The organism is Paenibacillus sp. Marseille-Q4541 (assembly GCF_018310695.1).
In the GTDB taxonomy this organism is placed as follows: domain Bacteria; phylum Bacillota; class Bacilli; order Paenibacillales; family Paenibacillaceae; genus Paenibacillus.
On sequence record NZ_JAGXCY010000039.1, the window covers coordinates 1 to 20,108 of the forward strand.

Here is a 20,108-nt window from a genome sequence, read left to right on the forward strand (position 1 = left end):
GGTAGAACTTCAGCCTTCCAAGCTGATAGCGTGGGTTCGATTCCCATCACCCGCTCCAATAATTAAAGTTAAAGTCTGGTGTAGTAGCTAGGCTTTTTTTTGTATATATTTATAGCCTTATGAACAATTAATTTAATTATATAAACTGTTTACTGTTTTAAAAATTAAACTTGTGATTGATGCAATTACAAATATCTTCACTAAATAGTTTATAGCGGATAAAACTAAGGATCAGAACAATTGATGAGCTCAAGGAAATCTGTAGTATTTCGATAAAAGAAGCAGTATTTTACATTAAAAGTTACAAAAAACCTGTATTTTCTATCACAAAACTAAAGATTTTCACTGATTTTTATTGTATCATGTTATGAAGGTGTCATTTTTTACGTGAAATTTGTAATTAGCTGGAGATAGGAGGATAAGCATGACAGAACTTACGGCAACCGCGAACAAAAGCAATTCAAACAACTTGTTGCGTCGAGATGTGCGGTTTCTTGGCAATATACTCGGTGAGGTTCTTGTCCATCAAGGAGGAAATGAACTTCTAGATGTAGTAGAAAAGATTCGTGAAACTAGTAAGGCTTTACGAGCTGAATATACACCGGAGTTGTATCAAGATTTCATAAACATGATTAAATGTCTAGATTCTGAGAAGCGTCATCAAGTTATAAGAGCTTTTGCGGTTTACTTTCAATTGGTGAACATCGCGGAACAGAACCACCGTATTCGTCGCAAGCGCGATTATGAAAGATCAGCAGGAGAGTCAGTTCAGCCAGGATCCATTGAAATGGCTGTTCAAACTTTGAAGGAAAAAGGGTTTGGATATAATGATGTGCAAGATATTCTAAGCACTCTTTCACTTGAGCTTGTAATGACTGCGCACCCTACGGAAGCAATGCGTCGTGTTATTCTGGATATACATAAACGTATATCGGAAGATGTCATGCTATTAGATAATCCCACGCTAACGCTCCGGGAACGTGAACAGCTGCGGGAAAAATTACTGAACGAAGTCATTACTCTGTGGCAAACGGACGAATTGCGGGATCGCAAACCGACAGTACTTGATGAAGTACGAAACGGAATGTACTATTTCCACGAAACTTTATTCCATGTATTACCTGATGTTTATGAAGAACTTGAGCGTTGTTTGCAAAAGTACTATCCAGAACATCGCTGGCATGTACCTACTTATTTGCGTTTTGGATCTTGGATTGGTGGAGACCGTGATGGCAATCCGTCCGTAACTTCTGATGTAACTTGGGAGACGCTTCGAGTACAGCGCAAACTGGCGATTCGTGAATATAAACGAATTTTGATTGAGCTTATGGGGAATTTAAGTTTCAGTACGAACATCGTGAATGTATCCGATGAATTAATTGCTTCTATTGAAGAGGATCGCAAGCATGTTGTCATTAAGAAAGCAGATATATGGCGTAATGAGAAAGAACCATACCGTATTAAACTTGCTTATATGATTACGAAGCTTAATAACGTCCTAGATGAGAGCAAATCGGGTCAACCAGATCGTTATGATTCAGCAGATGAATTAATTCGAGATTTAGAAGTGATCGATTGTAGCTTGCGTCATCATTATGCTGACTATGTTGCAGATACGTATATTAAGAAAACGATTCGCCAAGTAGAACTTTTCGGATTCCATACCGCTACACTAGATATTCGTCAGCACAGCCAAGAGCATGAGAATGCAATGAAAGAAATCTTAGCTCATATGAATATTGTTGAGGATTATTCAGCACTCAGTGAGGAAGATAAAATTAATCTACTTGCTGGCTTGCTCGATGATCCACGTCCTTTGACGTCATCCCACTTTAAATACAGTGAGAGTACGCATGAATGCTTGGAAGTATATCGTACCATTTACCGAGCACAAAAAGAGTACGGTCAAAATTGTATTAATAGTTATCTTATTAGTATGACACAAGGTGCAAGCGATCTGCTCGAAGTAATGATCTTTGCCAAAGAAGTCGGATTATATCGTACTGAGCCTGATGGCACAGTTGTATGCTCGATTCAATCAGTACCTTTATTTGAGACAATTGATGATCTGCATGCAGCACCGCAAATTATGAAACGTCTCTTTGACTTACCTGTATATCGCAGAAGCGTTCTTGCAAGAAATGATGTGCAAGAAATTATGCTTGGTTACTCCGATAGTAATAAAGACGGCGGAGTTGTTACAGCGAACTGGGAACTGCTTGTCGCAATGAATGAAATTACGGCAATGAGCGAGCAATATGGAGTGAAGTTGAAATTTTTCCATGGTCGTGGTGGAGCACTTGGACGCGGAGGAATGACACTGAATCGTAGTATCATGGCTCAGCCGCCTCATACGATTGGTGGAGGAATTAAAATTACTGAGCAAGGAGAGGTTATCTCTTCTCGCTACTCACTAAAAGGTATTGCTTATCGTAGTCTGGAACAAGCTACTTCTGCTTTATTAACGGCTGCAACAGCTGCTCGTACGGAAGAAGTAGATGTGAAGGAAGAAGAATGGAAACAGATCATTAAGACGATTTCTGAAGTGTCACTTGAGAAATATCAAGATCTAATTTTCCGAGATGAGGATTTCTTTAATTTCTTTAAAGAATCAACTCCTTTACCTGAGATTGGAGAACTTAATATTGGTTCCCGTCCATCGAAACGTAAGAACAGTGACCGTTTTGAGGACCTGCGTGCGATTCCTTGGGTGTTTGCATGGACACAGAGTCGTTATCTCTTCCCAGCTTGGTACGCAGCCGGTACGGGTTTACAGAGCTTCTATCAAGACAAAGAAGAGAACCTGAAAGTTCTGCAACATATGTATCATAACTATCCTTTCTTTAGCACCTTGATTGATACGGTGCAAATGGCTGTAGCAAAAGCAGATATGAATATCTCGAAGCAGTACACTGCTATGGTTAAAGATGATGAGGTGCGTAAGCGGATTGCAGGACTTATTAAAGAAGAATTTAAATTAACCAAAGAACTTTTGCTTAAAGTAACCGGACAGCAGGAAATACTGGATAATGTACCTGTTATTCAAGAGTCGATTCGTTTGCGGAATCCATACGTAGATCCGCTCAGTTACCTACAAGTACAGTTGCTTAGTGAACTGCGTACGCTACGTGAGCAAGACGGCGATGATGCTGAGTTACTTCGTGAAGTACTTCTTACTATTAATGGAATTGCTGCGGGGCTTCGGAATACAGGTTGATTGAATGTAAACCCAAAGCAAAATGCAGATTATAAGTTTATTCATCATTCGGGGGCCTCTTGCAAAGGAGGCTCTCGTTTTGTTTTTTTTGTGACGTTTTTAACGGATTCCGGTTGAAATGATTGCTTTTTAGCTGTACATAGATTACGATTTGAATGATGTATGTCAGGCTACACAGGGCGGTACGAAAGACCCATCAGCAAGTCTGGGGGAATAGATGGTGGACAATTTGGAGAAACGGCTGGTTAAACTCATCCTAAAAGGAGACCAGCGAGCTTTTGCTGAGATTGTGGAGTTATACAAAGACAAGTTGTTTCATTTGGCTTATCGTATGCTAAACAATCGGCACGAAGCAGAAGATATAGTACAGGAAACTTTTTTGCGGGTATACCGGAATATGGAGAAATATGATCCTGAACAGAAATTTTCAACATGGATCTACCGTATTGCTACTAATTTGTGTATCGACAGGCTAAGAAGAAAAAAACCGTCGTATTCACTGGATGCGGAAATTGGTGATCAAGAAGGAACGGATGGCTATGCCATGCTTCCAAGTGATGACCGAACTCCTGAAAGTGAAGCTCTGTTATCAGAGACACAGCGTATTATTCGGGATGCAATAGAAACTTTGCCAGCTAAGTATAAATCCATTATGGTACTGCGGTATTTGCAGGATCTTTCTCTTCAGGAGATAAGTGATGTATTGGACATGCCGGTAACAACGATCAAGACGAGAGTACATAGAGGTCGTGAGTTTTTACGTAAAAAACTTGAATATAAACTTTAGAGATCGTTTTTTATTTTTAGCGAATAAATTAATGAAACGATCTCGGTCATTACTGCGTATAAAATGAAAGCGAGTCTTATGTTTAATACGTAGTTACACAGACGAGTTTTATTATAGACGTGAGACTTCATAGATCTTGAGGAAAGGATATGCTCATATGGATTGCAACGAAATCACCTCTTTAATGCATGAATATTTAGATGATGAACTATCGGCTGCCCAGAACGAAGGGCTCGAGAGTCACCTGTCGACATGTCCCGACTGCCGCATGCTTTTTAAAGAGTTAGAACAGACGGATATGCTACTTTTTGCGATGAAACATTATTCCCCGTCTGCTTCAAATGAGCTGACTGATCGGATCATGAGTGCTGTACCACAACCGAAGAAGCAGCAACTTTGGCTGAAATGGGTGAAGAGACACCCTGCAATTACTGCTGCTGCTGTATTTTTGTTTGTTATGTTGTCCAGTACTCTTAGCTTCTGGGATCAGAACGATCAGCTGATTGTTAGAGGTAGTGACTTGGATCAAATCGTAATTGAGGGGAATAATGTAATTATTCCAGAAGGAAAGTCAATCAACGGGGATTTAACCGTAGAAAATGGAACAGCTCAGATATATGGCAACCTAGAAGGAAATCTGACCGTTATTGATGGTTCTTACAATATGAAAGCTTCTACCGCACATGTTTCTGGGCAGATCAAGAGCATAGATCAGGCGCTCGACTGGATTTGGTATAAGTTAACAGATATTATGTCCGAAGTTGCTTATCGTTAAGATGGTATTGAATTGGTAGTCGTTGATGACAATTTTTTAAGAAACATTACCAGAGCACCTCGGCTGCGAGGGGCTCTTTTTTTCATAGAAAAAGGGCATAGTTTATAATAAATGGGTATTTTGAGGGTTGCTCGCTTGCAAGTTGTACTTTAACGTTATAACCTAGATATAAAGAAGAACATACTATGACTAACAACTTATTTAGCGTTTACTCAACAAGGGGATAACGGGGGCAATAGAATGAACTATTTTGCGGACTTAACATGGCAAGAGTCCATTAAAGACATTATAGATATATTAATTGTAGGCTACATTATATACCACATAATCCTGCTTGTTCGGGGTACGCGTGCTGTGCAATTGCTTAAAGGTATACTTTTACTCGTCGTTATTTGGGTAGTGAGTACCTGGTTCAACCTCTACACTTTGAGATGGCTAATGAATCAGTTCTTTACCTTTAGTGTGGTCGGGCTATTCATTATCTTCCAGCCGGAGCTTCGCCGTGCGTTGGAGCAACTCGGACGTGGAAAGTGGTTTAATCGTATAAGTGCAGATGATGAAGAGTTTAGCAGATTTACGAATGAACTAATTAAAGCAGTGAACTATTGTTCACGCCGTAAAATTGGTGCTTTAATTGTATTTGAAAGAGAGACAGGCCTTAATGAATACACCGAATCGGGGATTAAAATGAACTCTGTTTTAAGCTCTGAATTGCTAATTAACATCTTTATACCGAATACACCGCTTCATGATGGAGCTGTTATTTTACAAGGAAAACAAATATCGGCAGCTGCTTGTTATTTACCTTTATCGGAGAATCCTTTTATCAGTAAGGGGCTAGGAACACGTCACCGGGCAGCTATTGGTGTTAGTGAGGTTGCTGATGCGGTAGCAATTGTAGTGTCTGAAGAAACAGGTCAAATTTCCCTTGCGATTAATGGACAGGTTGTAAGAGATATTAAAGAAGAATCATTAATTTCGAAATTGCATGAAGAACTTCGCCCATCTTCTACACTTAAAGAAAAGCGCAACCCGTTCTGGAGACGGAAGGGGGGACGTCAGTAATGGATAAATGGTTCAATAATAACAATTTTGCTAAAATTTTGGCACTAGCTGTCAGTGTCTTGTTGTGGGCGATGGTTCATTCGAACGATGTTACAACGACACCTACAACGAACACTTCGATAGAACCTCGTGCTATTGATAACGTCAAAATCGAACCTTATGGTATTGATACATCTAAGTATGTATTAACTTCCATGAGTAAAACGGAAGTCGAAATGCAGGTTAGAGGGCAACGATCTGTACTTACCTCTGTATTTACCGACGAATATAAAGTAAGACTTGATTTAAGTAATGTGAGTCCAGGTACAACGACATTACCGCTTAGTCATGTTGTACCAAAAGGCGTGGAATTTGTCTCGATGGAGCCATCCAGCATAACTGTAACGATTGAAGAACTGTCGACGAAAGATTACGATGTGGATATCATTACAACAGGTACGCCAGCTGAAGGACATGCAGCAGGAACCCCAGTAGTTACGCCAAACGGACCGGTTAAAGTTACTTTGCCTGATAGCCAGCTTGCTGCCGTGGGGAAAGTGCAAGGCACTGTCAATGTAGATGGGGCTACTGATAATGTATCTGAAAAAAGAGTGGAGCTTGTAGCCTATGATCTGGATGGAAATGAGATACAAGGAGCGGTAATTGAACCTGCAACGGTATCTGTCGATATTCCGATTTCGGAGCAATTTACGAAGGTGCCTTTTAAAGTTCAGTATAAGGGTCAGTTACCCGAAGGTCTTACTTTAGCTAAAGTGGAAGCAAATGTGAATGAAGTGACGCTGTTCGGGAACCAAGAAGCTATTGCAGGCATAGAGTCCTATAGTGGAGTGACTTTGGACCTTAGCACACTTAAGGAAGCCGGAACAGAGACAGTTAAGGTGGACTTGACGCCGCCGCCTGGTTTTGAGAAAATCGAGCCGAGCTCAGTCGAACTCAGTGTGACCGTTGTTTCATCGGAAGAATCGACAATTAGTGAAAAAGTAATTCGCAATGTACCTGTAACACTTCAGGAACCTGGGGGAAGTTTCACAGCAAGTATAACTCGCCCCCAGAGCGGAAAGAAGGACATAACGATTTCAGGTCCGAGTGATATGCTGGATAATGTCGATGTTAGTGACATTAATCTGGTTGCGGATGCAAAAAACCTCAAGGAAGGTAGTCATGAAGTTTCTTTGAAGGTGGAAGCACCTGATTACGTAACGGTAAAAAATTCTGCTGATGATCTTAAAGTTACGATACAGATCAAAGATAATTCTGAAGAAACGATTGTGCCGCCAACCCAACCTGAAACGAAACCAGACGAAGGAGATGGGAATGAACCTCCTGAGGAAGGTACAGAAGAAGATCCGGATTCAGGGTCAAATGAAGGGAACAATGGCGAAAATACGGAGAACGAATCTGACGTAAATGATAGTCCAACGGGAACAAATGTAACACCGTAATACAGCAACACTGTATAAGCCATAATGATGCATTTTTTCTATTTTACAAGCAGAGATGAAAACCAATTATTAATAATGATGATATGACAAAAAGGGGTATAAACAATGGGGAAATATTTTGGTACCGATGGTGTTCGTGGTGTTGCCAACAAAGAATTAACAGCTGAAATGGCGTACAGTATTGGTCGCTGTGGAGGTTATGTACTTGCTGGCGGAGTAGAGCGCCCGAAAGTAGTAATTGGTATGGATACTCGGATTTCAGGATTGATGCTGGAGTCTGCTCTTGTAGCAGGTCTCTTGTCTATCGGGGCCGATGTTATTCGTCTTGGTGTAGTTTCGACACCAGGAGTTGCCTATTTGACGCGAACACTCAAAGCAGATGCTGGTGTAATGATCTCTGCTTCTCATAATCCGGTAGAAGATAACGGTATTAAATTTTTTGGTGGAGATGGTTTTAAACTGTCTGATGAAACAGAGAACCGTATTGAAGAATTGATGGATGCTTATGAAGATGAACTTCCTCGCCCTGTAGGTGGAAACTTAGGTGCACTTACAGTGAATGAACAAGCTAAATTCGAGTACCTTGATTTCTTGAAAACAACCGTTTCTTCCCGTTTTGACGGCTTGAAGGTTGTTCTTGACTGTGCACATGGTGCAGCTTATGAGCTTGCTCCTAAACTGTTTGCAGATCTTGGTGCGGAAGTTATTACGATTGGGGCTGAACCAACAGGTCTTAATATCAATGATCATTGTGGGTCTACACATCCGGAACAATTGAAAGAGGAAGTTCTTCGTCATGGTGCAGATCTTGGTCTTGCTTTTGACGGAGATGCGGACCGTCTTATTGCCATCGATGAAACAGGGGCAGAAGTAGACGGTGACTTTATTCTTTGCATTTGCGGAGATGCGATGAACCGTGCTGGAAAATTGAAGGATGGAACAGTTGTATCTACTGTAATGAGCAATATTGGTTTTTATAAAGCAACGGAAAAATTAGGACTTAAGACGGCAAAAACAGCAGTAGGCGATCGCTATGTCATGGAAGAAATGCGCCGTGGCGGGTATAATCTGGGTGGAGAGCAGTCTGGGCATGTCATTTTCCTGGATTACAACACGACAGGTGATGGTATGTTAACTGGAATTCAGCTTGTGAATACAATCAAAGAGTCCGGTAAGAAATTGAGTGAACTCAAATCGCTGATGAAACAGTATCCTCAAGTTCTTGTCAACGTGCGTGTTGAAGACAAGAGCAAGTATGAGGGGAACAAAGTCATTGAAGAAGCAATTGCGGTTGTTGAAAACAAACTGGGTGATAACGGACGTGTGCTAGTAAGAGCATCCGGAACAGAATCTCTGATTCGTGTTATGGCAGAAGGTCCAGATCGTGATGAATTGGAACAGTTTGTTGATCAAATCGCTGTTGTCGTGAAGAAGGAACTTGCTGTCTAAATGGCTAGAAAATAAAAATGAGCCTGTGAGACTAAAGACCGTTTCGCAGGCTTCCCTTTATGGGTATAAATGATGAAAATTAATGTAAGGTATAAAGCGCCATTGCAAAACTTACATCAGATGCATATAATGAGTTGTGTGATTCAGATATAGAAAGTGAGGATCGTAAGGTTACTAAGATTTACAAAGCGCCAGAACTTGTACCAGCGTACGGAACCAGTTGTTGTTATAACAATTGGACAATGGGCAAGTTGACGAGGTGGAGGTGTTCGGATTGTTCGGCGGGGACCTCCCGGTATTCCACCATACCGCTAATTCGAGAACGGAAAAGAAGCAGGTGACTGTTTTTACAACGAATCGATAGGTGATTGACCAAAATACAAAATTAGGAACATGCACGAGGAGAGCATAATTGCTTAATACCGCATGAGATTTGATATGCATTCATCGTGACATGAATATAGAATAAATACGGATTAGCTAAAGTAGCTAGGAAGCATAGGTACTATTTTTGGGGACAACGTCTTATGAAAACAGCTGTGTAACTTACCGTAAAGGGTTTGTCACCCGCATATCAGACAATTATTTCCTCATGCCTATTTTCGCATACTATGCATATTTCTCCTTTGCATGATTCACAATCGGAGGAATTTACCTATGTGTGGAATCGTTGGATATATCGGAAATAAGAATACGCAAAATGTACTCGTGGAAGGTCTGAAAAAATTGGAGTACCGTGGTTATGACTCTGCGGGGATTGCTGTCTTTACTCCAGAAGGTCTTCAAATTACAAAATCAATTGGTCGTCTCGCAAATCTGGAAGCGAAGCTGGAAACAGCACCGCTGCAAGGTAGTGCAGGGATTGGACATACACGTTGGGCTACTCATGGTAAGCCTTCGGATGAAAACTCTCATCCACATACAGATAACAGCTTGAAGTTCTCTGTGGTTCATAACGGAATTATTGAGAACTACATGGAACTGAAAGATGAATTGATTAGCCAAGGATGTAACTTTACTTCAGAAACGGATACAGAAGTTATATCTCACCTAGTTGCTCGTGAATACAATGGCGATATCGTAAAAGCTGTACAAAAAGCAATTACGTACATGCGCGGTGCTTTTGCACTTGGAGTACTCACCGAGTACGAACCAGATAAACTGGTTGCTGTTCGTCAAGCAAGCCCGCTCATCATTGGTATTGGTGAAGGTGAAAACTTTATCGGTTCTGACATTCCTGCTATTCTCGAATATACTCGTAATGTGTATATCCTGAATGACGGTGAAATGGCAGTACTGACACAGGATTCTGTCGAATTGATGACAATCGAAGGAAATTTTATTTCTCGGGAAATGATTCGTGTCGATTGGGATGCAGTGACAGCAGAAAAAGGCGGATTCGACCACTTCATGCTGAAAGAAGTTTACGAACAGCCAAAAGCTTATCGTGAAACGATGCTCGGCCGGATCTCCGAAGATCATAAAAAGATTGTCCTTCCAGAACTGAATATGACGGAAGAGCAAATCAAAAATATTAAGAACATTCAAATCATTGCTTGCGGAACAGCTTACCATGCAGGTCTCGCTGGACGTACGATGATTGAGCAAATGGCTCGTATCCCGGTAGAAACGGATGTAGCTTCCGAGTATCGTTACCGTTCGCCAATCGTAAACTCTGACACGCTCGTTATCGTTGTCAGCCAATCTGGTGAAACAGCAGATACGCTCGCTGCATTGCGTGAAGCACAAGCAAATGGTGCACACGTACTGGCGATTACAAACGTAGTAGGTAGCTCGATTGCACGTGATGCGAACGATGTACTTGCAACACTGGCTGGTCCAGAAATCGCGGTTGCTTCTACCAAAGCATACAGCTCCCAGCTTATCGCATTTGCACTCTTTAGCTTGTATCTCGCTCAAGTTCGCGGAACACAAACGGAAGAGACGATTGCAAATATCATTGCAGCAATGCAATCTTTGCCTGAGCAAGTAGAGAAAATGCTTGATCAAGCAGAAACGATTAAAGCTTATGCAGAGCAAATCTCTACGCACAAGAACCTGTTCTTTATTGGCCGCGGCGTAGATTACGCAGTAGCACAAGAAGGTTCCCTGAAGCTGAAAGAGATCTCTTATATTCACTCTGAGGCTTATGCTGCTGGTGAATTGAAGCACGGAACACTTGCTTTGATTGAAGATGGTATTCCTGTTATTGCACTGGCTACTCAAGAAGATGTTCTTGAGAAAACAGTTAGCAACATCAAAGAAGTGAAAGCACGTGGTGCAGATGTTATGGTCATCACTCATGAAGAGCATGTAGCGACATTGCTTAAATCCGTTGACCAAGCGTACGCAATTCCGAAGACTCTGCCAATCTTGACTCCAGCATTGTCTGTGGTGCCACTTCAATTGCTTGCTTACTATGCATCTCTTGCTCTGGGTCTTGATGTGGATAAACCACGTAACTTGGCGAAGAGTGTAACTGTGGAATAATACTATTATTATTATTATTAAAATAAACCTGGCTTAGTGAAACGAAATGTTTCCTATGCCAATAAAATTAATTCTTAACACGAGTGTGAATTGGACGATTGTCCGATTCACACTCGTGTTTTTTTGTTTCTGCATAACGATTATGTTTCTATTGAAAAATAGATATTGTGTATAATAATGATACGGAATATTCCATTATCAATTATTTCGAAGAAGTAAAGTATGGAGGATGAAAATGAAGATAGTAGAGCTACCCATTGAATTTGAATTTAATGGACAAAAAAACTACATATATCCTAGCTTAATTGTATTGAATAATGAGTTAACTCTGGTCGACACGGGATATACAAATTTCATATCAATCATCGAAAGTGAAATTGAAAACAATGGGTTTGAAGTAAAAGATTTAAAGAATATCATCATTACTCATTATGATGATGACCATATAGGTTCCGTATATGACTTCAAAGAAAAGTATCCTTGGATTCGCATTATCGCTAGCGAGTGTGAGTCTACATACATTAGTGGTGAAATGAAGTCAGAGAGATTGGTTCAAGCCGAGGAAATGCTAGAAAATATGCAGGGAAATGAAGCTGAATTTGGTAGATGGTTTGTTCAGCAGTTAAACCATTTGAAACATGTTTCTATTGATGAAAAGGTACAAGATGGGGATATGATTTTGGATAATAAATGTAGAGTAATAGCAACGCCAGGGCATACTTCAGGGCATATTTCATTGTATTTTCCAAGTTTGAAAAGTGTAATTACAGGGGATGTTGCTGTTAATGAAAATCATGAATTGCAAGTTGCTAATCCTCAATTTTGTTTGGATATGGAAAAGGCGGAAGAGTCTCTAAGTAAGATTAAAAATCTTAAAGCTGAAAGTTACTATTGTTATCATGGAGGAAAGTTACATATAAATGTCTGATAAAAAAGCCTATTAGGTCACCTGAAGCGTACTCCTTGGAATAGATATTTGGCCCCCCTTGATAATTCTGATGAATTCTAGGGGGATTTTTGTGGAAACAGAGGGACTAATAATACCCAATTCCCAATAAACGATGGATTATAATATATCGGGGACAAGGCGAGCTGGGGTTATTAGGTCAACAAGGCTGCCGAGAGGAGAGGAGATATGGGGAAAGTAGTCTTCTTACGTCGCTTAAAGTATTCGCCTTAAGGCGTAATTTAAGAAAAATTTAAAGTTTACCCCACTCTTTATTTAAGAAGTTTCTTCTATTCTAAGAGAAGTAGAATAAAGGAGGAACGAAAGGTGAAGAAGTGGTTTTTTGGACTTGTCGGATTATTGCTACCGAGTATTCCGTTCATCGAGCAGCTAAGCATTCCAGAGGATACTCACTACGAGATCTTAGTTAATAATGTCGATGGTATCATAATGAGGGTGTCTCAATGATATATACACAGCCGATTCTGGGAAAAATTAAGTCATATATCATTTGGATTCTCTTGCTTCTGTATATTTATTTCATCTTTAAAGTTATATTATTCAAGTTCCATCCTGTTGATATGGGGCATTTACTAGTTCAGCTCCAAAAAAGTTTGCAACATCCCGATATGATTGTGAATAAACTGGACTCTTCTGCAAACTTGGTTCTACTGAAAACCATTAAAAAACAGGCAGCGCATGTAACGATTCATAATGTAGTGAACCTATTAGGGAATTTTTCGATTTTTGTTCCTTTTGGGTTGTTAGTATCCATCGTATCTAGAAAAGTAAGTTCCGGATTTCTTGTATTGATGATCTCTTTTGCTTTGAGTTTATGTTTAGAAAGCTTACAGCTTATGCTCTCCATGGGCACATTTGATGTAGACGATCTACTCTTGAATACGGCAGGGGGATTCGCTGGGTATGTTATTTTCTATCTAAGTATGATGTTAAGAGGGATGCTCTCAGCCAACAACGTAGCTTAGCCTTATAGAATTGGGATAGACTAAGGACGGAGTATATACAAGGCTTGAGAGATATGTGAAGATGAATGATGCAGATCTACATCTAGGTTTCCTGGGATAAGGAAATCATGAGAGTGAATGTGCGATTAAGTGCTCCCGAAAATAGAGGCATAGGAGAGATTTTAATGCAGAGTCAATGTAATACTGTAGACGAGTATATGCTCAGTCTTGAGGAAAATAGAAGGCAAGCGTTAAGTATAGTCAGACAATTAATACTTGAGAATGCTCCGAATGCCAAAGAACTCATGAACTATGGAATGCCTGCTTATGAACTAAATGGGATGTTATGTGCGTTTGCTTCTCAAAAAAATTATATGAGCCTATACATGCTAAACACGCCTGTTCTTGAAAAATATAAAGCAAAACTGGGGAAACTCAGTGTAGGAAAAGGATGCATCCGATTTAAAAAAATTGAGGATTTACCGTTAGATATAATTAAAGAAGTAATCATTGAATCGGTAATTGCCAATCAAAATAATTTTAATGATCACTGTTAGCGGGATTCGTAAATGATCAAAGCCTGCGAGAAAATTTCTAGCAGGCTTATTTTCATCCTTACAGTGATCCCTGAACAGCAGCTAAACTTAGCTGCTTACTTCTTCATTTTCAACCACTTCAATCATAATCTGCGTTACATAATTTTCATTACCGCTAACCGAAATTTCATCCAGTATGTACTCCTCATAGGAGTAGTTTCCTATATGAATGCCATGTTCACGGATATAACTCTGCATTCTTTGGTATGTCTGTGCAATATGCTCATCAGAACCTTTGTGGTAGGCCACAATATAATTGCCTTTTGGTTTGATATGATAGGGAACACCTTTCATGTGCTTGGCAGTTTTATTGTATAGAAAAGTATAGTTTCCATAATCCTCTTTCATGATATTATCCCTGCTTACCATGGCACCGATTGGATATCCTGTATCGAGTTCGTTTGTATACAAATAATCAATAAACACGGCAACAGATTTTAAAAATTCCCGATCAGAGCAATCCAAAATAGATTCACTTAGAAATAAAAGTTCTTCTTCTTGATGAGTCATTGTAATCTTCGTAATATCAGCAGACAGTGCCGATTCGGTAATGCTGATTTTGGTTTCGATAATCTTCTGAAGTTGTCGCAAATCATGTATCTTCTTCTCCATCTCTAGTGACTTGCTCTTAAGGAGATCAATTAATTCTTGTGGAGTCTTGTTCTCGAAGAATCGTTTGATTTCCTTTAGGGGCATGTCTACTTCTTTTAATAGTTCAATTACATGAAAAATATCGAACTGATGGTACGAATAATAACGATATCCGTTCTCCGTCTTGATCTCGGGGGAGAGGAGTCCAATATCATCATAATGAAAAAGGGTCTGTTTTTTCACGTTACACAGTTTAGCGAATTCTCCTGTCGTGAAATATTTTCTTGCTATATCATTCATCTCATTAATTCTCCTTGACTATATGGTTACCGGATACTTTACGATGTAACTATACCACGTAAGAAGTTACGGGTAACAGGAACAGAAGGGATTTGGAATCATGAATATTTCGTTGCGTGAGGTAACGGAAGACAACAAGAAAGACATCCTACAGATTCAAGTGAAAGAGGCGCAGTCTGGCTATATAGAGACTGTGGAAGACTGTTTAGCCGAAGCAGCAGTATGTAGGATGTACAAACCGGTTGGACTTTATTTAGGGGAGTTATTAGTGGGATTTGCTATGTACGGATTTTTCCCGGAAGAAGGGAAGCAAGGCAGAGCCTGGATGGATCGACTGGTAATTGATGCTTCCTATCAGGGACAGGGACTTGGTACCGTTATGTTGGAAGCTTTAATAGAAAAACTTATAAGTGAATATGACTGTGAGCAAGTGTACTTAAGTGTATATGAAGACAATGTCGTCGCGATAAGAATGTACGAGAAAGCAGGATTTTGCTTTAACGGAGAGCGAGATGAAAAGGGAGAGAAAATAATGGTGAAGAAACTTACGTAGATTAAGCGAGTTAGAAGATAGATGCACCATTAGGGGAACCCCATTTTATGAATGGTAACAAAATAAAAAAATGAGATTACAGGTAACAGGTGACAAAAATGACGAACACAAACAATATGAATCTTAATGAAAATAGGAATGAATCAAATCAGATAAATAATCAGGATCAAACATCCATTGATCTTAGGACGAAAGACACGAAGAAATTATACTTCTCTTATTTAGTACCTTCCATACTGGGAATGCTGCTCATGGCGATCAATATACTCGTAGATGGAATCTTTGTTAGTAACGGGATTGGAACAGAAGCGCTCGCAGGTATTAATATCGCTGTACCGATCTTTTCGGTGTTGCTATCGATCTCGCTGTGGATTGGCATGGGCGGAGCAACCCTATATTCGATTGCACTTGGTGAGAATAAGCCAGAAAAGGCGCGGTCTATATTTACCCAATCCTTCTTTCTAGCTATGATCATTGTCGGTACGCTCATTATTGTTGGGCTTTGGAAGCAGAAGGAGATCGCCTACCTTTTTGGCGCAAGTGACGAGATTTTCCCTTATGTAAAGGACTATCTATCCATTATTTTGTTATTTGGTATCATTTATGTGATGGAAAATATATTAAGTATTTTTATACGTAACGATGGCAATCCAAAACTTGCGATGCTCGGGCTTGGGATTACGGCCATTTTAAATATTGTGTTTAACTATATCTTTATTTTTATGATGGATATGGGGGTAAAAGGAGCTGCTTACGGGACCGTTGTCTCTACCGCCATTGGGTTTATTGTTCTTCTGTCTCATTTTGCTCGGAAGGATAGTATCCTGAGATTCACTTCACTACGATTCAAGAGTACAACGATTCGGGATATTCTACAAATAGGTTTACCTAGCTTTATTGTGGAAGCTTCCATTGCGGTTACTGTAATTGCTTATAACATTACCTTCATGCATTTTGTTGGTGAGATGGGCGTAACGGCTTACGCGGTAATTAACTATGTACACACTGTATTTATCATGCTGTTTATTGGAGTAGGGGCAGCACTTCAGCCACTCGTAAGTTTCCATCATGGGGCCAATTTGTATGGCAGACTCCAGAAGTTTGTAAGACTCGGTCTTGGTACAGGTATTGTACTCGGAATCGGTATTTTGCTGACAGGCTGGCTCTGGGCAGAGCAGATCATCTCGCTGTTCGGAGTCACCTCAGAAAGTGTCATTGCTTATACCAAGCAGGGAATTTCTCTTTTCTTTATCGGATATGTATTCCTTGGATTTAATCTGGTATATGCTGAATGTTTTCAGGCGATTGAAAAAATCAAACTTTCCTCGGCTATTATTTTGGCGAGAAGCCTAATTTTGTTCCTACCCCTGTTATGGATCTTGCCAACTTATTTCGGCAGTGACTACATCTGGTTGGCGTTCCCGGTAGCAGAAGGGATTACTACGCTCGGGCTTATTATCGCGAGAATGACTACGAAATCGATGCAGCTTGCTCCTGAGGACGTAACGTCTCACTCTGTGGGAAGGGCAGAAGCTTAAGTATATGTATAGCTGAAAAGGAAAGGAGCAGTTCTTATTAAAGAGCTGCTCCTTTTTTATGTTTATTCACATTTAATTCCATAGATAATCCATCTGATGAAAGATTAACCTTATGAATCTTGTACGAAGTACCGTTTACATACTTTTGCTTGGGGTAACAGGTAGATTTTTTGATTGAGCCATACTTCGCCATAAGTATATGGAATATACCAGCATAATTACAATAATGATGTAATCAGTAACGGCTGGCCCTTTTGCATTACCCATAAATTGAAAGAAATTATTCAGTCCATGAAAGAGAATAGGAATGACGATGGATTGACGATGAACAACAAGCAAGGAAAGGACAAGGCCGACCATAAATGCATAAATAATCTGAAAAATCGTATCAATTAGAGACTGCCCACCAATCAGCTGAAGGGAGTGGGTGATAGCAAAAAGAAAGCTCGTCGTAAAGACGGCAATACGAAAACCTTTGGGAAGGAGCAGCTTAAGCATAAAGCCACGGAAGAACATTTCTTCTACCAAACCAATGACTAGAATCTGTATAACAAGCATGATAAAAAGATCAGGTAGAGAGGAAGTGTTCAGCCCGTGATTTCCTGTGACAATGAGGAGGAGTACAAGCAGCAGCGGCAAGGAGTACAGCAGAGCCTTCTTCGATGAAGAGGGTGAGGTAAAGAAATAGTGTTTCCATTTGTTTCCCACAAGCAAATAGATCAGAATACCGAGTGCGAGCGGGACAACACCAATAAACTGAAGCAGAGGGCTCTCAGGTGAAGTAATGGAGACGTAGGCTCCATTCGCTGTGAAAAAGACCATTAATAACAATTCAAGTCCAATGATACTGAGTACAATCCTTGTGTTCGTTCGCAAATGATAGCGCCCCCGATATGTATAATTTGATTACTGATAATAAATAGCTAAGTGGCTATCTATTTCAATAATATGATTATATTTCAAATTTGTTGTTATATGAAGTTTTATATAAAATATTACATAAAAAGCCCATTCCTTCACTTTGGAAGAGAATGAGCTAGGCTATCAAGTAGTTCTTGAATCAAAAACGTATTATACCGTCAGTTTATGTGACTGTTTTATGGAGTGACGTTCGCTTGCGGCCAGCATGATGGCTGCAACAGTAACGAGTACGAAACAGAGTAAGAAAGAATAACGGTACCCTACAATACTGGCTAATCCACCACCAACAAGACTACCAACCAGTCTGCCAATCGTAGATGCATTAGAGTAGAGCGTGGATGCGTATCCAGGCATGCTTGGAAGCAGATCTTGCATATAGCTGATACCAATAGCTGAGATAACGGCAACAAAGAAGGCTAGCAGAATCTGGGCTGCAAGCAGCTGCCACATGGCGCCTGAGGTAACAACGACGAGATAATAAGCTCCTCCCAGAATGGCACCACACATCATCAGGATGCGGTTACTATACTTTGCGCCTAATAGGCCTAGCATAATCATAAAAGGAATTTCCAAGGCGGCACAAATACTGCTGACAAGACCGACATCTCTTGTCGTCCCTCCTAGATTATTCGTAATAAAGAGGGCGGTATTGAGGTTGCTCATCCAATGGGATACATACAGCAGTGTCAGAATAAGAAAAGGAAGCAAGATCGTCTGATTCTGATGTAGCCGGATACTTTGCACTGTTCCTCCAGTGGCATTTGTCTTCAGCTCAGCATTTGATTTCAGGAAGAAGAAGACAAGCAAGGCAACAATGAGGAAGATTCCGATCGTTCCTGAGAATATTCCCTTAAAGCCAACTGCAGCCAGAAGCAGGGTACCGATCAAGGGACCTGTAATAAAACCAAGCGAGAAGGCAGAGCGCAAGGTAGAATTGGCAAAAGCATGATCAGTAGAACGACTCGCATTCACGGCTTCTCTAGCAATCGCAAATAATTGGGGCATCCCTGGTGCGCCTAAGGCTGTGAACACGGTCATATATATAAATAGGATCGTAAAATCTTTAATAAGCAAGTATCCGCTAAAAGCCAAGGCATTACACAGGGTGGAGACAAGATAAATGCTTTTTCGATTCAAGCCGAGATCAGAGCGTTTTCCAATAAGCAAACTGATCCATATCCCGGCAATTAAAGTAACCGCAAGGAAAATACCAAACACCCCGACAGATACTCCGAGTTGCTCAGTGAAATAAATCGATAGAAAAGGTGCGCTGAGTGAAATAGCCATTCCCTGTAGTAACATACACAAAAAGAGCAAGGCATAAGAGGGAATGGAAAATAGTCCAATGAGTCGTTTTATCATGATATCAAAGTTACTCCTCTATGATGTTAGATTAGATAGTCAATCGGGTTATAGTATACTTGAAAAAGACAGTAATAATATATACGATATTTGACTGAAAACCTCAACTATTTGGCTAAGGGGTGATTTTTTTCTATGGATATAAGACTGCATGCTTGTTCCTATTCTCTACATACTGATCCATATAAAACATCCTATACTCCGCCCCCATTCTATCTGCTTCGGCTTCAGGTGCTCGGTTTCGCTAATGCTCTTGTTCATGGAGAGATGAAACAAATCGCACCTGGTGATCTTCTCATGTACAGTCCAGGGGAACCTTATCATTTAAGAGTGGGGGAAGAGGGGGAAGAAACGGAAAGCGGCGATTATTTCTTGCTATGTGACGGAACTTGGGTGGATGAATGGTGGACAAGATATGAACGTGACACGTTAAAGCGGATTCCACTCGATGATCATCTTCTGTATTTGTGGCAGCAGCTATGTACCGAACAACACCGGGTAAATCGGAACAACCAGGAAATCATAGGTCATATGCTGTGTACATTTTTACTAACGATCGACCAGCTAATACTGGATTCCGGACAAAAGCGAGGACACGGTTCCCTACGCAGTAATGAACTCGTTGTCAAAATGAAACAATACATTAACGATCATGCACTGCGTCCTCTCCGTGTGGAAGAAGTGGCTCATCATGCCGGACTGAGTGTATCGAGAGCGGTACATCTATTTAAAGAGGTGACTGGTTATACAATCATCGGATACGCGGGTGAAATCCGGATGTCGCATGCTCTTGAACGGATTCAGTATACAGAAGCGAGCCTCGAGAGTATCGCATTCAGCTGCGGTTTTGGTACGTATTCGTATTTTCATAAATGCTTTAAAGAAAAGATAGGATGTTCACCAGGAGAGTTCCGTAAACGTCCTGTTATTCTGGGAAGAGAAGAGCAACATCATAGTACGATACAGACCATGTCTGGAATTTCGCCTGATGCTTATCGGTTTCTCCGCTCCTAATTCCGTAGGGAATGCTTCATCTTCTTGTTATATGATGCGTTTGGATTAACTGGGCTAAGGTTAAATATACACACAAGGTCATTGAGATTTTCATGAC

17 protein-coding genes are annotated in these 20,108 nt (G+C 40.4%); 14 read left to right on the top strand and 3 right to left on the bottom strand.

All coding sequences use genetic code 11. The annotated features are described in order from the left end of the window. Nucleotides 1–424 precede the first annotated feature (424 nt). The 11 genes from ppc (at nucleotide 425) to KFT32_RS23450 (ending at nucleotide 13,693) form a co-directional block, all read left to right on the top strand. Nucleotides 425–3,217, top strand: a complete 2,793-nt coding sequence (gene ppc, locus KFT32_RS23400; protein WP_211749852.1) for a phosphoenolpyruvate carboxylase — start codon at nucleotides 425–427, stop codon at nucleotides 3,215–3,217. A 220-nt stretch (nucleotides 3,218–3,437) separates the two neighbouring features. Next, complete coding sequence (sigW, locus tag KFT32_RS23405) at nucleotides 3,438–4,004, top strand: RNA polymerase sigma factor SigW (RefSeq protein ID WP_211749881.1); 567 nt, start codon at nucleotides 3,438–3,440, stop codon at nucleotides 4,002–4,004. Between the two features lie 157 nt (nucleotides 4,005–4,161). Then, on the top strand, nucleotides 4,162–4,779 hold the full coding sequence (locus KFT32_RS23410) for a zf-HC2 domain-containing protein (protein WP_211749853.1): 618 nt from the start codon (nucleotides 4,162–4,164) through the stop codon (nucleotides 4,777–4,779). A 240-nt stretch (nucleotides 4,780–5,019) separates the two neighbouring features. Beyond that, nucleotides 5,020–5,844 (top strand): diadenylate cyclase CdaA, encoded by an 825-nt coding sequence (cdaA, locus tag KFT32_RS23415; RefSeq protein ID WP_211749854.1) that lies wholly within the window; start codon nucleotides 5,020–5,022, stop codon nucleotides 5,842–5,844. Beyond that, nucleotides 5,844–7,286: a CdaR family protein gene (locus KFT32_RS23420; protein WP_211749855.1), complete on the top strand. Its 1,443-nt coding sequence runs from the start codon at nucleotides 5,844–5,846 to the stop codon at nucleotides 7,284–7,286. The genes cdaA and KFT32_RS23420 overlap by 1 nt, the downstream gene beginning before the upstream one ends. 105 nt (nucleotides 7,287–7,391) lie before the next feature. After that, a complete protein-coding gene (gene glmM / locus KFT32_RS23425; protein WP_211749856.1) occupies nucleotides 7,392–8,735 on the top strand; it encodes a phosphoglucosamine mutase in 1,344 nt (447 codons plus the stop codon). Nucleotides 8,736–9,392: 657 nt separating this feature from the next. Then, nucleotides 9,393–11,225: a glutamine--fructose-6-phosphate transaminase (isomerizing) gene (gene glmS / locus KFT32_RS23430; protein WP_211749857.1), complete on the top strand. Its 1,833-nt coding sequence runs from the start codon at nucleotides 9,393–9,395 to the stop codon at nucleotides 11,223–11,225. 235 nt (nucleotides 11,226–11,460) lie between these two features. Then, the gene (locus tag KFT32_RS23435; protein WP_211749858.1) at nucleotides 11,461–12,153 is read left to right on the top strand and encodes an MBL fold metallo-hydrolase; all 693 of its coding nucleotides are present in this window, start codon (nucleotides 11,461–11,463) and stop codon (nucleotides 12,151–12,153) included. 345 nt (nucleotides 12,154–12,498) lie between these two features. Then, nucleotides 12,499–12,639, top strand: a complete 141-nt coding sequence (locus KFT32_RS23440; RefSeq protein ID WP_211749859.1) for a hypothetical protein — start codon at nucleotides 12,499–12,501, stop codon at nucleotides 12,637–12,639. Continuing rightward, nucleotides 12,636–13,157, top strand: a complete 522-nt coding sequence (locus tag KFT32_RS23445) for a VanZ family protein (RefSeq protein ID WP_211749860.1) — start codon at nucleotides 12,636–12,638, stop codon at nucleotides 13,155–13,157. Before KFT32_RS23440 ends, KFT32_RS23445 begins: the two co-directional genes overlap by 4 nt. Before the next feature lie 107 nt (nucleotides 13,158–13,264). Further along, nucleotides 13,265–13,693 (top strand): iron chaperone, encoded by a 429-nt coding sequence (locus tag KFT32_RS23450; RefSeq protein ID WP_211749861.1) that lies wholly within the window; start codon nucleotides 13,265–13,267, stop codon nucleotides 13,691–13,693. Nucleotides 13,694–13,780: 87 nt separating this feature from the next. On the opposite strand, the gene KFT32_RS23455 is transcribed toward KFT32_RS23450, so the two are convergent. Next, nucleotides 13,781–14,623: a MerR family transcriptional regulator gene (locus KFT32_RS23455; protein WP_211749862.1), complete on the bottom strand. Its 843-nt coding sequence runs from the start codon at nucleotides 14,621–14,623 to the stop codon at nucleotides 13,781–13,783. Nucleotides 14,624–14,723: 100 nt separating this feature from the next. Here KFT32_RS23455 and KFT32_RS23460 point away from each other — a divergent pair, with 100 nt between their 5' ends. Together KFT32_RS23460 and KFT32_RS23465 are read left to right on the top strand one after the other, a co-directional pair. Further along, nucleotides 14,724–15,176: a GNAT family N-acetyltransferase gene (locus tag KFT32_RS23460; RefSeq protein WP_211749863.1), complete on the top strand. Its 453-nt coding sequence runs from the start codon at nucleotides 14,724–14,726 to the stop codon at nucleotides 15,174–15,176. 116 nt (nucleotides 15,177–15,292) lie between these two features. Then, complete coding sequence (locus KFT32_RS23465) at nucleotides 15,293–16,714, top strand: MATE family efflux transporter (protein WP_211749882.1); 1,422 nt, start codon at nucleotides 15,293–15,295, stop codon at nucleotides 16,712–16,714. 135 nt (nucleotides 16,715–16,849) lie between these two features. Here KFT32_RS23465 and KFT32_RS23470 read toward each other — a convergent pair whose 3' ends face one another. Then, complete coding sequence (locus KFT32_RS23470; RefSeq protein WP_211749864.1) at nucleotides 16,850–17,590, bottom strand: CPBP family intramembrane glutamic endopeptidase; 741 nt, start codon at nucleotides 17,588–17,590, stop codon at nucleotides 16,850–16,852. Nucleotides 17,591–17,785: 195 nt separating this feature from the next. Then, complete coding sequence (locus KFT32_RS23475; RefSeq protein WP_211749865.1) at nucleotides 17,786–18,997, bottom strand: sugar efflux transporter; 1,212 nt, start codon at nucleotides 18,995–18,997, stop codon at nucleotides 17,786–17,788. Nucleotides 18,998–19,132: 135 nt separating this feature from the next. On the opposite strand from KFT32_RS23475, the gene KFT32_RS23480 reads away from it, so the two are divergent. After that, nucleotides 19,133–20,011, top strand: a complete 879-nt coding sequence (locus tag KFT32_RS23480; RefSeq protein WP_211749866.1) for a helix-turn-helix transcriptional regulator — start codon at nucleotides 19,133–19,135, stop codon at nucleotides 20,009–20,011. Nucleotides 20,012–20,108 lie beyond the last annotated feature (97 nt).

What these genes read in the sequence shown, in the direction of transcription:
- ppc (WP_211749852.1), top strand. Translation starts at nt 425, where the DNA reads ATGACAGAACTTACGGCAACCGCGAACAAAAGCAATTCAAACAACTTG.
- KFT32_RS23410 (WP_211749853.1), top strand. Translation starts at nt 4,162, where the DNA reads ATGGATTGCAACGAAATCACCTCTTTAATGCATGAATATTTAGATGAT.
- cdaA (WP_211749854.1), top strand. Translation starts at nt 5,020, where the DNA reads ATGAACTATTTTGCGGACTTAACATGGCAAGAGTCCATTAAAGACATT.
- KFT32_RS23420 (WP_211749855.1), top strand. Translation starts at nt 5,844, where the DNA reads ATGGATAAATGGTTCAATAATAACAATTTTGCTAAAATTTTGGCACTA.
- glmM (WP_211749856.1), top strand. Translation starts at nt 7,392, where the DNA reads ATGGGGAAATATTTTGGTACCGATGGTGTTCGTGGTGTTGCCAACAAA.
- glmS (WP_211749857.1), top strand. Translation starts at nt 9,393, where the DNA reads ATGTGTGGAATCGTTGGATATATCGGAAATAAGAATACGCAAAATGTA.
- KFT32_RS23435 (WP_211749858.1), top strand. Translation starts at nt 11,461, where the DNA reads ATGAAGATAGTAGAGCTACCCATTGAATTTGAATTTAATGGACAAAAA.
- KFT32_RS23445 (WP_211749860.1), top strand. Translation starts at nt 12,636, where the DNA reads ATGATATATACACAGCCGATTCTGGGAAAAATTAAGTCATATATCATT.
- KFT32_RS23450 (WP_211749861.1), top strand. Translation starts at nt 13,265, where the DNA reads ATGAGAGTGAATGTGCGATTAAGTGCTCCCGAAAATAGAGGCATAGGA.
- KFT32_RS23455 (WP_211749862.1), bottom strand. Translation starts at nt 14,623, where the DNA reads ATGAATGATATAGCAAGAAAATATTTCACGACAGGAGAATTCGCTAAA.
- KFT32_RS23460 (WP_211749863.1), top strand. Translation starts at nt 14,724, where the DNA reads ATGAATATTTCGTTGCGTGAGGTAACGGAAGACAACAAGAAAGACATC.
- KFT32_RS23465 (WP_211749882.1), top strand. Translation starts at nt 15,293, where the DNA reads ATGAATCTTAATGAAAATAGGAATGAATCAAATCAGATAAATAATCAG.
- KFT32_RS23475 (WP_211749865.1), bottom strand. Translation starts at nt 18,997, where the DNA reads ATGATAAAACGACTCATTGGACTATTTTCCATTCCCTCTTATGCCTTG.
- KFT32_RS23480 (WP_211749866.1), top strand. Translation starts at nt 19,133, where the DNA reads ATGGATATAAGACTGCATGCTTGTTCCTATTCTCTACATACTGATCCA.